10 protein-coding genes are annotated in these 13,813 nt (G+C 61.1%); 7 read left to right on the top strand and 3 right to left on the bottom strand.

The window, feature by feature from the left end:
• Window positions 1-227 precede the first annotated feature (227 nt).
• The 7 genes from QOM10_RS01235 (at window position 228) to tauD (ending at window position 8,844) form a co-directional block, all read left to right on the top strand.
• Window positions 228-2,552, top strand: a complete 2,325-nt coding sequence (locus QOM10_RS01235; RefSeq protein WP_316917452.1) for a Tex family protein — start codon at window positions 228-230, stop codon at window positions 2,550-2,552.
• A complete protein-coding gene (locus QOM10_RS01230; protein ID WP_053116527.1) occupies window positions 2,552-2,935 on the top strand; it encodes a PaaI family thioesterase in 384 nt (127 codons plus the stop codon). The genes QOM10_RS01235 and QOM10_RS01230 overlap by 1 nt, the downstream gene beginning before the upstream one ends.
• Window positions 2,936-3,204: 269 nt before the next feature.
• On the top strand, window positions 3,205-4,788 hold the full coding sequence (gene gshA / locus QOM10_RS01225; RefSeq protein WP_316917451.1) for a glutamate--cysteine ligase: 1,584 nt from the start codon (window positions 3,205-3,207) through the stop codon (window positions 4,786-4,788).
• Window positions 4,789-5,232: 444 nt separating this feature from the next.
• Entirely contained in the window at window positions 5,233-6,210 is a 978-nt protein-coding gene (tauA, locus tag QOM10_RS01220) for a taurine ABC transporter substrate-binding protein (protein WP_034151873.1), read from the top strand.
• Between the two features lie 16 nt (window positions 6,211-6,226).
• A complete protein-coding gene (tauB, locus tag QOM10_RS01215) occupies window positions 6,227-7,021 on the top strand; it encodes a taurine ABC transporter ATP-binding subunit (protein WP_316917450.1) in 795 nt (264 codons plus the stop codon).
• Window positions 7,018-7,857: a taurine ABC transporter permease TauC gene (tauC, locus tag QOM10_RS01210; RefSeq protein ID WP_316917449.1), complete on the top strand. Its 840-nt coding sequence runs from the start codon at window positions 7,018-7,020 to the stop codon at window positions 7,855-7,857. Before tauB ends, tauC begins: the two co-directional genes overlap by 4 nt.
• 144 nt (window positions 7,858-8,001) lie before the next feature.
• Window positions 8,002-8,844 (top strand): taurine dioxygenase, encoded by an 843-nt coding sequence (gene tauD / locus QOM10_RS01205; protein ID WP_095125273.1) that lies wholly within the window; start codon window positions 8,002-8,004, stop codon window positions 8,842-8,844.
• A 226-nt stretch (window positions 8,845-9,070) separates the two neighbouring features.
• On the opposite strand, the gene mgrA is transcribed toward tauD, so the two are convergent.
• The 3 genes from mgrA to QOM10_RS01190 form a co-directional block, all read right to left on the bottom strand.
• Complete coding sequence (gene mgrA, locus QOM10_RS01200) at window positions 9,071-10,108, bottom strand: L-glyceraldehyde 3-phosphate reductase (RefSeq protein WP_127925438.1); 1,038 nt, start codon at window positions 10,106-10,108, stop codon at window positions 9,071-9,073.
• Window positions 10,109-10,218: 110 nt separating this feature from the next.
• Window positions 10,219-11,538, bottom strand: coding sequence for an LLM class flavin-dependent oxidoreductase (locus QOM10_RS01195; protein WP_316917448.1), 1,320 nt, complete (start codon window positions 11,536-11,538; stop codon window positions 10,219-10,221).
• 2 nt (window positions 11,539-11,540) lie between these two features.
• Window positions 11,541-13,766, bottom strand: a complete 2,226-nt coding sequence (locus tag QOM10_RS01190; RefSeq protein WP_160037824.1) for a TonB-dependent receptor — start codon at window positions 13,764-13,766, stop codon at window positions 11,541-11,543.
• Window positions 13,767-13,813: the final 47 nt, after the last annotated feature.

Here is a 13,813-nt window from a genome sequence, read left to right as displayed (position 1 = left end):
ATGACAGAACGCTGGTTATAATGCGCGGCGTTTTGTGCCAGGCAACGTCTGAATCGTTACCGCAGGTGGCAGGCTTTTTTCCTGTCGCGCGCAGTAATTGTTCGATTTCACGGGTCAATGGGCTGCCTTTTGACCCAGGCAGCGGCAATTTTCTAGCCGCTCAACCAGACTCCGGGCCTTTATTTGCGCGCCTGAGAGCCTGCTTTCACAATATGTCAGGTGGTTTTATGGACAGCATCAACAGCCGCATTGCCGAGGAACTCGGTGTACGCCCACAACAGGTCGAAGCGGCCGTCGCGCTACTCGATGAAGGCTCTACCGTTCCCTTCATCGCCCGTTACCGGAAAGAAGTCACCGGCAGCCTTGATGACACCCAGTTGCGTCATCTGGAAGAACGTCTGCGCTACCTGCGAGAACTCGACGAACGGCGCATCAGCATCCTCGCCAGCATCGAAGAGCAAGGCAAACTCACCCCTGCCCTCGAGCGCGACATCAAACTCGCCGACACCAAGACCCGCCTCGAAGACTTGTACCTGCCGTACAAGCAGAAGCGCCGCACCAAGGGCCAGATTGCCCTGGAAGCCGGCCTCGGCGACCTCGCGGATGGCCTGTTCAACGACCCGAATCTGGCCCCGGAAACCGAAGCCGCGCGCTTCGTCGATGCCGAAAAAGGCGTGGCCGATGTGAAAGCCGCGCTGGAAGGCGCCAAGTACATCCTCATGGAGCGCTTCGCCGAAGACGCCAGCCTGCTGGAAAAACTGCGTAATTACCTGAAACAGGAAGCCATCCTCAGTGCCCGCGTCATCGCTGGCAAGGAAGAGGAAGGCGCCAAGTTCCGCGATTACTTCGAACACGACGAACCGCTGAAAAGCATGCCGTCGCACCGCGCACTGGCGATTTTCCGTGGCCGCAACGAAGGCATCCTCAGCTCCGCGCTGAAAGTCGGCGACGAGCTGCCGGGCACCATGCACCCATGCGAAGGCATGATCGGTCAGCAATTCAACATCCAGAACCAGAACCGCCCCGCCGACAAATGGCTCGGCGAAGTGGTGCGCTGGACGTGGAAGGTCAAGCTCTACACGCACCTGGAAACCGACCTGCTCGGCGAGCTGCGTGACGGCGCCGAAACCGAGGCGATCAACGTGTTCGCGCACAACCTGCACGACTTGCTGCTGGCCGCGCCGGCAGGCCCGCGCGCAACGTTGGGCCTCGACCCGGGCCTGCGTACCGGCTGCAAGGTTGCCGTGGTCGACTCGACCGGCAAACTGCTTGATCACGCCACGGTTTACCCGCACGTGCCGCACAACAAGTGGGATCAGACCATCGCCATTCTGGCCGCCCTGTGCGCCAAGCACTCGGTTGACCTGATCGCCATCGGCAACGGCACCGCCAGCCGCGAAACCGACAAACTGGCGATCGAGCTGATCAAGAAATATCCAGCGATGAAGATGACCAAGGTCATGGTGTCAGAGGCCGGCGCATCGGTGTATTCGGCGTCGGAACTGGCGGCCAAGGAATTCCCGGATCTCGACGTGTCGATCCGTGGCGCGGTGTCCATCGCCCGTCGTCTGCAGGATCCGCTGGCCGAGTTGGTGAAAATCGATCCGAAATCCATCGGTGTCGGCCAGTACCAGCACGACGTCTCGCAGCTGAAACTGGCGCGTGGTCTGGATGCCGTGGTCGAGGACTGCGTGAACGCCGTCGGCGTCGACGTGAACACTGCCTCCGTGGCCCTGCTGGCGCGGATCTCCGGCCTCAACGCAACGCTGGCGCAAAACATCGTCGCGCACCGCGACGAGCACGGCGCGTTCAAAACCCGTGCAGCGCTGAAGAAAGTCGCGCGTCTGGGCGAAAAAACCTTCGAACAGGCTGCCGGCTTCTTGCGCGTGATGAACGGCGACAACCCGCTGGATTCGTCGGCGGTTCACCCGGAAGCCTATCCGCTGGTGCAGCGCATTGCCGCTGAAACCGACCGTGATATCCGTTCGCTGATCGGCGACGCCAGTTTCCTCAAGCGTCTGGATCCGAAGAAATTCACCGACGAAACCTTCGGCCTGCCGACCGTGACCGACATCATCCAGGAACTGGAAAAACCGGGCCGCGACCCGCGCCCTGAGTTCAAGACCGCCGAGTTCCAGGAAGGCGTCGAAGACCTCAAGGATCTGCAACTGGGGATGATCCTCGAAGGCGTGGTGACCAACGTGACCGCGTTCGGCGCATTCGTCGATATCGGCGTGCATCAGGACGGTCTGGTGCACATCTCGGCGCTGTCGGAGAAGTTCATCAAGGATCCGCGCGAAGCGGTGAAGGCCGGCGACGTGGTGAAAGTGAAGGTCATGGAAGTCGACATCCCGCGCAAACGCGTCGGCCTGTCGATGCGCATGGGTGACACTCCGGGCGAGAAAATCGACGGTGCCCGTGGCTCGCGTCCGGGCTCGGCTCAGCGCCAGCCTTCGAACAACGCGCCGCGCAAGGAAACCGCGACCGCCGCGCCGGCGAACAACGCGATGGCTTCGCTGTTCGCCAACGCCAAGCAATTGAAGAAACGCTGATGGAAATTCCAGCCGGGCTCGTCGAGAGCGCGTTTTTCAAGCTGTTGGGCTGCCGCCTGCACAGCCTGGAAACCGGGGTGGCGCAAGTCGCCCTGGTGCTGGAACCGGAACTGCGCAATCGCGGCGGCAAATTGCACGGTGGCGCGCTGTTCAGTCTGGTCGACATCGCCATGGGGCTGGCCTGTTCCAGCACCCACGGCTTCGATCAGCAGAGCGCGACCATCGAGTGCAAGATCAACTATATCCGCGCCGTTTCCGATGGCGAGGTGATGTGCACGGCGCGGGTTATCCACCCGGGCCGGCGCACGCTGGTGGTCGAAGCCGACGTGATGCAGGGCGACAAACTGGTCGCAAAAGCACAAGGCACGTTCGCTGTCCTGTAGCTAGACGCCATCAATTTGAGTTAATTTCGGCGCAACGAATCCTGTGGGAGCGAGCCTGCTCGCGAAGGTGGTGTATCAGCAATGCAGATGTTGGCTGACACACCACCTTCGCGAGCAGGCTCGCTCCCACAGGGATTGTGCAGTTCCTGACTGACCGGCAAATGGCCTGCCGCTACAAAACCAGGCGAAAACGCCAGTTTCAACTTCACCCTTGTAGACCGTCCTGCCCACCCCCATATTGGGGCGACTGACGCGTGAAGGAATCCAAATTGAGCGAACTTCTCAACCGCCGCCTGGCTCTGCTCGGCGAGCGCGCTAACCTCTCTCTGCTCGAGCAGTGCCTGCACGGTATCGAACGTGAATGCCTGCGCGTGACCAGCGAAGGTCGCCTGGCGCAAACGCCGCACCCCGAAGCCTTGGGTTCCGCGCTGACCAACGAACAGATCACCACCGACTACTCCGAGTCGCTGCTGGAATTCATCACGCCCGCCCTGCCCGACCCGGCTGATACGCTGGCGAGCCTGGACAAGATTCACCGCTTTGCCTACAGCAAGCTCGGCAACGAGTACCTGTGGAGTCCATCGATGCCGTGCCCGTTGCCGGCCGAGGAAGACATCCCGATCGCCTATTACGGCACCTCCAATATCGGTCAGCTCAAGTACGTTTATCGCAAGGGCCTGGCCCTGCGCTACGGCAAGACCATGCAGTGCATTGCCGGGATTCACTACAACTTCTCCCTGCCGGAAAAGCTCTGGCCGCTGCTGCGCGAAACCGAAGGGTTTGTCGGCACTGATCGCGATTTTCAGTCGTTTTCCTACATCGCGCTGATCCGCAACTTCCGTCGCTACAGCTGGCTGCTGATGTACCTGTTCGGTGCTTCGCCAGCGCTGGATGCCGGTTTCCTGCGGGGTCGTTCGCATCAGTTGGAACAGCTCGACCCGGACACCTTGTATCTGCCATACGCCACCAGCCTGCGCATGAGCGACCTCGGTTACCAGAGCAACGCTCAGGCCGGCCTGACGCCGTGCTACAACGATCTGGCGAGTTACACCGACAGCCTGCGCAAAGCCGTGGCCACGCCGTACGCGCCGTACGTTGAAGTCGGCACGCACAAGGATGGTGAGTGGGTGCAGCTCAACACCAACATCCTGCAGATCGAAAACGAGTACTACTCCAACATCCGCCCGAAACGCGTGACCTATACCGGCGAACGGCCGATTCAGGCGCTGGTGGCGCGTGGCATTCAGTACGTTGAAGTGCGTTGCCTGGACATCAACCCGTTCCTGCCGATGGGCATCGACCTGACCGAGTCGCGCTTCCTCGACGCGTTCCTGCTGTATTGCGCGCTCAACGATAGTCCGTTGCTGACCAATACCTCTTGCGGCAATGCCACATCGAACTTCCTCAGCGTCGTGAAAGAAGGTCGCCGTCCGGGCCTGCAATTGCAGCGTGACGGTGAGTCGGTGGAGATGAAGACCTGGGCGGCCGAACTGCTGGAACAAATTGCCCCGCTGGCGGCGCTGCTGGATCAGAGCCATGGCGGCGATGCGCACAGCAAGGCGTTGGATGCGCAACTGGCCAAGGTCAGCGATCCGTCTCTGACGCCTTCTGCGCAGGTCCTGGCGGCGATGGCTGAGCACAAGGAAAGCTTTGCGCAGTTCTCCCTGCGTCAGAGCCAGGCGCATGCCGAGTTTTTCCGCAGCGAGCCTTTGGCGGTGGATGAACAGGCGAAGTTTGAGGAGTTGGCACGTACTTCTGTGGCCGCGCAAGCTGAGCTGGAGCAGAACGAGGTTGGGGATTTCGATGTGTTTGTCGGGTCGTATCAGGCGAGTATTCTTGCGATCAGCAACTGAAGAGCCCCTCACCCTAGCCCTCTCCCGGAGGGAGAGGGGACTGATTTAGGTGCTCATGAAAGTTACGCCGACCTGAAATACCGAGTCGAACTCAGGCTCGAAAAGCACAGAGATCGGCTCCCTTTCCCCTCGCCCCCCCTGGGGGAGAGGGGACTGACCGGGTTGTTGGTGCGAAGTACGCTGACGTGAAATACCGAGCCGAGCTCAGGCCTTGAAAAGCACAGAGATCGGCTCCCTTTCCCCCTCGCCCCCCTGGGGGAGAGGGCTGGGGTGAGGGGGCAAAGATCTAACGTCGAACGAATAAATCCGAAACGCCCACAAACTCCCCCGCTCTTAGATTTTTCCGCTCATAAGCTCATTCGAAAAAGTTATTTATTTACCGATTCTTAGATCATTTAGTCTCCTTTCACGCCGACGCTCGGTCGCCTGATATGGAGCTGTTCAATGAAACTGAATTTCCCGCTTCGCCTGCTCGCCGTAGCCTCTTTGGCTGCCGCGAGTTTTCTGGCTCAGGCCGCCGACCTCACCGTCGCCTACCAAACCACTGTTGACCCGGCGAAAGTCGCCCAGGCTGACGGCGCTTACGAAAAAGCCACCAAAGCCGATATCGCCTGGCGCAAGTTCGACAACGGCGCCGACATCATTGCCGCCATCGCCTCCGGTGACGTGCAGATCGGCTACCTCGGTTCGAGCCCGCTGACCGCTGCGATCACCCGCAAAGTCCCGGTCGAAACCTTCCTCATCGCCACCCAGATCGGCGCCGCCGAGGCACTGGTCGCCCGTGACGGCTCCGGCATCAAGACTCCACAGGATCTCATCGGCAAGAAAATCGCCGTGCCGTTCGTATCGACCGGTCACTACAGCCTGCTCGCTGCACTGAAGCACTGGAACATCGACCCTTCGAAAGTCACCGTGCTCAACCTCGCCCCACCAGCGATCATTGCCGCATGGAAACGCGGTGACATCGACGCCACTTACGTGTGGGATCCGGCGCTGGGCGTGGCCAAGGAAAACGGCAAAGTGCTGATCACTTCCGGCGAGCTGGCCAAGTTCGGCGCGCCGACTTTCGACGCGTGGATCGTGCGCAAGGACTTCGCCGAGAAGCACCCGGAAATCGTCACCGCGTTCGCCAAGGTCACCCTCGACGCCTACGCCGATTACCGCAAAGACCCGAAAGCCTGGCTCGCCGATCAGTCCAACGTCGACAAGCTGGTGAAACTCTCCGGCGCCAAGGCCAGCGACATCCCATTGCTGCTGCAAGGCAACGTTTACCCGCTGGCGGCTGATCAGGTGATCACCCTCGGCGCGCCGACCACCAAAGCCATCACCGACACCGCCGCGTTCCTCAAGGAGCAAGGCAAGGTTGAAGCCGTTCTGCCGGACTACGCGCCGTACGTCAGCGCCAAATACATCACCAACTGATCGGGAGTTAACTGCGATGGCCTTGCTACAGCTGGAGCGCATCAGCGCACAGTACCCGGGCAGCCCCGAGCCGGTGCTGGCGGATATTTCTCTGACCCTGGGGCCTCAGCAATTGCTGGTCGCCCTCGGCCCGTCCGGCAGTGGCAAGACTTCGCTATTGAACCTGATTGCCGGTTTCGTCGAACCGAGCGCCGGGCGCATCACCCTCGACGGCGTGCCGGTCAAAGGCCCGAGCGCCGAACGTGGCGTGGTGTTCCAGGACGACGCATTGTTGCCCTGGCAGGATGTGTTGGCCAACGTCGCATTCGGTCTGGAACTGGCCGGTGTCGCCAGGGACAAGCGCGAACAGATCGCCCGTGAAATGCTCGCGCTGGTTGATCTTTGCGGTTTCGAAAGCCGCCGTATCTGGCAACTGTCCGGTGGTCAGAAACAACGCGTCGGCCTCGCCCGCGCCCTCGCCGCTGACCCGCGCGTATTGCTGATGGACGAACCCTTCGGCGCCCTCGACGCGTTCACCCGCGAGCAGATGCAAGAGCTGTTGCTGCAAGTCTGGCAGCGCACGGCCAAGCCGGTTTTCCTGATTACCCATGACATTGAAGAAGCGGTGTTCCTCGCCACTGACCTGATTCTGCTCGCGCCGAATCCGGGACAGATCGTTGAGCGCCTGCATCTGGATTTCGGTCAGCGTTACGCCGCTGGCGAGTCCGCCCGTGCGATCAAATCCGATCCGCGTTTTATCGAAACCCGCGAACACGTACTGAGCAAAGTGTTCTCGCAACGCAGCGCCGGGCAACGGCAGGAGCGCGCATGAGCAGTTACGACGTTTCCTCGGCTGCGGTAAAAACCGCGACCCCATCGGTGGCGATTCCCGTACGCCGCAGCCTTAGCACGCGCTGGATCAGCCTGCTGACGCTGCTTGCCTTGTTGGCGATCTGGTGGGCGGTGACCGCCACTGGATTGATCGAGCCGCTGTTCCTGCCGCCACCGTCCGCCGTGCTGCAAAAGGGCTGGTTGCTGGCGACTACCGGTTACATGGATTCGACGTTGTGGCAGCACCTTGGCGCGAGCCTGAGCCGTATCGGTCTGGGTCTGGGTTTTGCGATTCTGACCGCTGTGCCGGTGGGCATCGCTATCGGCGCCAACCGCATTGCCCGTGGCGTGCTCGACCCGCTGATCGAGTTCTACCGCCCTATCCCACCGCTGGCCTATTTGCCGCTGATCGTGATCTGGTGCGGCATCGGCGAGTTGTCAAAAGTGCTGCTGATTTATCTGGCGATTTTTGCGCCGATTGCCATCGCTACTGCTACCGGCGTGCGCACGGTTGATCCAGCGAAATTGCGCGCGGCGCAGTCGTTGGGCGCGACTCGAGTGCAACTGATTCGTCATGTGATTTTGCCGAGCGCGTTGCCGGACATTTTGACGGGCGTGCGCATTGGTCTGGGGGTGGGTTGGTCGACATTGGTCGCGGCAGAATTGATCGCCGCCACCAGTGGCTTGGGCTTCATGGTGCAGTCGGCCGCGCAGTTCCTCGTCACCGACGTGGTGGTGCTGGGGATTCTGGTCATCGCCCTGATCGCCTTCGCCATGGAAATGGGCCTGCGCGCCCTGCAGCGCAAACTGGTGCCGTGGCACGGCCAGGCCCACTAAATCGCCTTGTGAAACTTCCCTTGTGGGAGCGAGCCTGCTCGCGAAAGCGTCGGGTCAGTCACTGCACTTTAGCCTGACACTCCGCATTCGCGAGCAGGCTCGCTCCCACAAAAGCATGACACCCCGAATTCGAAGAGAAAGACCATGAGCAGCCTCAACATCACCCCATTAAGCTCAGCCCTCGGCGCACAGATCAGCGGCGTCGACATCAGCCAGCCGCTGAGCCTGGAACACCGCGACGCCATCGAGCAGGCGCTGCTCAAATATCAGGTGTTGTTCTTCCGCAACCAGCCAATCGAGCCGCCACAACAGGCGCGCTTCGCTGCGTATTTCGGTGACCTGCATATCCACCCGATCTACCCGAACGTACCAGAGCAACCGGAAGTGCTGATCCTCGATACCGCCGTCACCGACGTGCGTGACAACGCGATCTGGCACACCGACGTGACCTTCCTGCCGACGCCGGCGATGGGCGCGGTGCTCAGCGCCAAGTTGCTGCCGGAGTTCGGTGGCGACACGCTGTGGGCCAGCGGGATTGCTGCGTACGAAGCGCTGTCGGCGTCAATGAAAGCCTTGCTCGAAGGGCTGACCGCGACCCACGATTTCACTCGCTCGTTTCCACTGGAGCGCTATGGCAATACGCCTGAAGCGTTGGCGCAGTGGGAAGAGGCACGGCGCAAGAATCCACCGCTGTCGCACCCGGTGATCCGTACGCATCCGGTCAGCGGGCGGCGTTCGTTGTTCGTCAATGAAGGCTTCACGTCGAAGATCAATGAGCTGTCGGAAACCGAGAGCGAGGCGATTCTGAAGTTTCTGTTCGCCCACGCGACGCGGCCGGAATTCACCATTCGCTGGCGCTGGCAGCAGGACGATATTGCGTTCTGGGATAACCGCGTGACGCAGCATTACGCGGTGGATGACTACCGGCCGGCGCGGCGGGTGATGCAGCGAGCGACGGTATTGGGGGATGTGCCGTTTTTTCGTTGAGACGTTTTAAAGCCAAAAGCCCCTCACCCTAACCCTCCCGAAACGTCGGACCGCCCCGAGGGAGAGGGGACTGACCGAGGTGTTTGTACGAGCTACATCGACCTGAAATGTCGGGTTGAATTCAAGTTTTGAAAAGCATGAAGATCTGCTCCCTTTCCCCCTCGCCCCCCTGGGGGAGAGGGCTGGGGTGAGGGGGTTGGATCTTGCTGACCCAACCCAATCTTCATCACTCCGCCGTCGAAGGCCTCTCCCAAAGATTGATCCCGCCCTCCTGGGCAAACCGGTCAATCTCCGCCAGCTCTTCAGCACTGAAACTCAGATTCTTCAACGCCCCAACGTTCTCGATGATCTGCTCCGGCCGACTCGCACCAATCAGCGCAGAAGTCACCCGAGGATCGCGCAGCGTCCACGCCAGCGCCAGTTGCGCCAGGCTCTGACCGCGACGCTTGGCAATCTCATTCAACGCCCGCACATGAGCAATGTTGGCCTCGGACAAATGCGAAGCCTGCAGCGAACCACCGCCCGGACGATTGACCCGCGCATCCGCCGGTACGCCGTTGAGGTATTTGTCGGTGAGCAGACCTTGCGCCAGCGGGGTGAACGCAATCACCCCGGTGCCGAGTTCATCGGTGGTATCAAGCAGATCTTTTTCCACCCAGCGATTGAGCAGGTTGTACGCCGGTTGGTGAATCAGCAGCGGCACTTTCCACTCTTGCAACAGCGCCGCCATCTCACGGGTTTTCACCCCGGAGTACGACGAGATACCGATGTACAACGCCTTGCCCTGTTGCACGGCAGTGGCGAGGGCGCTGGCGGTTTCTTCCAGCGGGGTGTCCGGGTCGAAGCGGTGCGAATAGAAGATATCCACATAGTCGAGCCCCAGGCGTTGCAGGCTCTGGTCGAGGCTGGCCAACACGTATTTGCGCGAGCCACCGCCCTGACCGTAAGGGCCGGGCCACATGTCCCAACCGGCCTTGCTGGAGATGATCAGTTCATCGCGGTACTGCTTGAAGTCTTCGCGCAGCAGACGGCCGAAATTGGTCTCGGCGCTGCCGTACGGCGGGCCGTAGTTGTTGGCCAGGTCGAAGTGGTTGATGCCCAGATCGAACGCGGTGCGCAGTAAGGCGCGCTGGGTGTCGATCGGCGTGCTGTCACCGAAGTTGTGCCACAGGCCCAGCGACAGCGCCGGCAGCACCAGACCGCTGCGCCCGACGCGGCGGTAAGGGATGGAGTCGTAGCGGTTTTCGGCAGCGGTGTAAGTCATCGAATCCTCTCTTGTCTGTCTTGAAATGGGTGTCGACTTCATCGCTAGCAGGCTAGCTCCCACATTGGAATGCAGTCCCCTGTGGGAGCTAGCCTGCTAGCGATTGGGTGTTACACAAATCGATTGGCGGGTCGGCCGAGACCAAGGTTCTCGCGCAACGTCCGACCTTCATACTCAGTTCTGAACAACCCACGCCGTTGCAGTTCCGGGACCACGCCATTGGCGAAGTCTTCGAGCCCGCCCGGCAAGTGCGGCACCAGCACGTTGAAGCCGTCCGCCGCGCCCTGTTCGAACCACTCCTGCAAGCGATCAGCGATCTGCTCCGGTGTACCGACCAGGCTGTAATGCCCGCGTCCACCCGCGATCTTGCGACCCAATTGCGCAAGGCTCAGGTTTTCCCGACCCGCCAATTCAGTCAGCAGTTTCTGCCGGCTCTGCTGACCGCTTTCCGTCAGCGGTAACTCGGGTAACGGCCCGTGCAGCGGGTACTTCGACAAATCGAAGTTGCCCAGCATACGCCCAAGCAAGGCGACGCCAACCTCGGGTTCGACTAATTGCTGAAACGTTTCAAATTTTTCCTGCGCCTCGGCTTCGGTGCGGCCGACCACGACAAAAACCCCGGGCATGATTTTCAGCGAATCGGCACTGCGCCCGTACTTGGGCAAACGTCCTTTGAGGTCGGCGTAGAACCCCTGAGCACCGGCCAACGAAGTCTGCGCGGTGAACACTACTTCAGCCGTCTGCGCCGCCAATTCGCGCCCGGTTTCCGAAGAGCCGGCCTGGACAATTACCGGTTGCCCCTGCGGCGAGCGCGCGACGTTCAGCGGGCCTTTTACCCGAAAGTGTTCACCGACGTGATCCAGCACGTGCAGTTTCGCAGGGTCGTAATACGCCCCACTGGCCTTGTCGCGCGCAAACGCATCGTCCTCCCAACTGTCCCAAAGCCCGGTGACCACCTGATGAAATTCCCGAGCGCGGCTGTAGCGTTCGGCGTGACCGATGTGTTCGTCTCGCCCGAAATTCAGCGCCTCAGCGGCGTTGTCCGAGGTCACCAGATTCCATCCCGCGCGCCCACCCGAGAGGTGATCGAGCGAAGCGAATTTGCGCGCCACGTGGTACGGCTCGTTGTAACTGGTGGTCGCCGTGGCGATCAGGCCGATGTGCTCGGTCACCGCACTCAGGGCCGAGAGCAACGTCAGCGGTTCGAAGTGATCGGAGCGTGCCATGCGACTGGCGATGTCCTGGGTCGGCGCGGCGACGCTGTCGGCGACAAACAAGGCATCGAATTTCGCCGCCTCGGCGATCTGCGCCAGCCGCTTGTAATGGGCGAAATCCAGACCCGCATTCGCCGGCACATCAGGATGACGCCAAGCCGCCACGTGGTGCCCGGTGGCCATGAGGAATGCACCGAGTTTCAACTGTCTGCTCATCGTCAGAAATCCTTGCGCAGTTGCACGCCGAAGTAGCGCTCGTCATCCCGTGGCACGGCGCGATAAATGTAATTGCCACCGCTGGCGAGCAATGGCGAGTAAGACTTGTCGGTGAGGTTCTTGCCCAGCAGCGCGACGCGCCAGCCATTGCTGTAATCGGCCAGCGCAACACTGGCGTTCCACAGACCGTAGGCGCCCTGCTTGGTGTCGGCGTTCTGGCTGATGTCGTACTGCACTTCGCTCTGCCAGCTGTAATCGGTGCCAAGTTCGATATCCAGACCGTTATCCAGCGGGATGGTGTAGTCGGCGCGCACGTAGCTTTTCCAGTCCGGACTGAACGGCAGCGGTTTGCCGTTGACGTTGCACGACGCCGCCGCGCCCGCCGGGCAGGCGAACTCGTCGATGCGGGCGCGGGTGTAGGCGAGTGCGCCGGACAGTTTCAATTGCTGGGTGGCCTGCAAGGCGTAGTCGAGTTCGACGCCTTCGGTGCTGACGCTGCCGGCGTTGATCAAACGAGTCACAACCTGGCCGGCGACGGTGTCGAAGAAGTTCGCCTGATAGTTGTCGTACTCGCTGTGGAACACCGCGAGGTTGGTGGTCAGGCGATTGTTCCAGCTCGTCGCTTTGATCCCCGCCTCCCAGGTGTTGGAGGTTTCCGGTTTCAGCGCTTCGGTATCGCGCGGCTGCATGTTGAAGAACACGTTATAGGCCGGGCCTTTGTAGCCACGCGAGTAGGTCAGGTAAGTAGTGACCGTATCGCTCAGGTCGTACTGCACACCGAGGCGACCGGACCAGCCGTCTTCGTCCACTGAACCGGAACTGCTGGTCGCCGGTTGAATGCCACTGACGGTGGTCGCCGAGGTCGAGACGCGGCGGTGATCGTATTCGAGATCATCGTGGGTGTAGCGCAGGCCGACGATGCCGCGAAAGTCGGACGTGAAGTTCAGCGTGCTCTCGCCAAACACGGCGTAACTGTCGCTGGTGGTGCTGTAATCAGCGACGCCGCGATCGGTGCGCGTGGTGGTGGTCAGCGTGCGCTGATAGGTCTCGTCGTCCTTGCCGTGCATGTAGAACAAGCCACCGACGTATTCGAGAAATTCGCCCTTCGGCGAGGCCAGACGCAGCTCTTGCGAGTATTGATCGAAGGCCAGATCGCCCTTGTCCGCAGTGCCGGGGAACGCTGCGGTCACCGTACCGAGCCGGTCGCCGTCCTGATACTGGGTGTTGTCCCAACCGCGCCATGCAGTGATCGAGGTCAGGGTGTAATCGCCCAGTTGCCAATCGAGCTGGCCGGACAGGCCTTTGTTGATGTCCTCGACATGGCTGCGGGTGTCGGTGTTGATATCGCGATTGTGGCTAGTCGCATTGACCGGGCTCAGCGCATTGGCGAAAGCCGGCGTCAGCGACTTGCTGACCACGCCGTTGGGGCCATCGTCATGAGACTGCATGTAATCGGCGATCAGGGTGAAGGTGACATCGTCGTTGGGCGTGAATTCGAGTTTGCCGCGCACGCCGCGATGGTTGTAGCCGTTGACCTCCTGACCGTTGTGTTTGTTGTCGACGTTGCCGTCGTAGGTGCCGAACAGTGTGCTGATCGAGCCTTTCAACGTGTCCGGAATCAGGCTGCCGCCGATGCCGAATCGGGTGCGGCTTTCGTTGCCGCTGTAATACGACTGATCGATGTAACCGTGGGTCTCGGCGGTGGGTGCCTTGCTGGTGATGTTGAGTACACCGGCCGAAGCGTTCTTGCCGAACAGCGTGCCTTGTGGGCCGCGCAAGACTTCGACGCGTTCCAGATCCAGCAGATCGAGCGTGGACTGACCCGGACGCGCATACACCACGCCATCGATCACCGTCGCCACGGTCGGTTCGACGCCGGGAGAGGTGGAAATCGTACCGACGCCGCGCACGAACAACGAGGTGTCCTTATTCGAAGCGCCAGTGCGAAAGTTCAGCGACGGCACTTGCTGCACGATACTGGCCACGCCGTTGCGGTTGTCGCGCTCAAGCTGTTCCCCGTCGATCACCGAGACCGCCACCGGCACTTTTTGCAGCGACTCTTCGCGGCGCGTGGCAGTGACGGTCACCGATTTGAGAGTCGGCTCTTGATCACTGCTCTCGGCAGCGAATGCGTTGGGCAACGGCAGCGCCGCCAACCCTGTGAATAACCAGCCAGCGGCGCGAATCGACTGCGCCAGTGTGTGTGTCGCCCCAGGAATGTTGTGCATGGTTGCCTGCTCGAAATTGGCCCTTAACCGCTGCCGTTCTGCGACGA

The sequence above is a fragment of the Pseudomonas sp. P108 genome, assembly GCF_032613195.1.
Classification (GTDB): domain Bacteria; phylum Pseudomonadota; class Gammaproteobacteria; order Pseudomonadales; family Pseudomonadaceae; genus Aquipseudomonas.
Note: the sequence above shows the minus strand (reverse complement) of the source record. Positions and strands in the feature narration are given on the sequence as shown.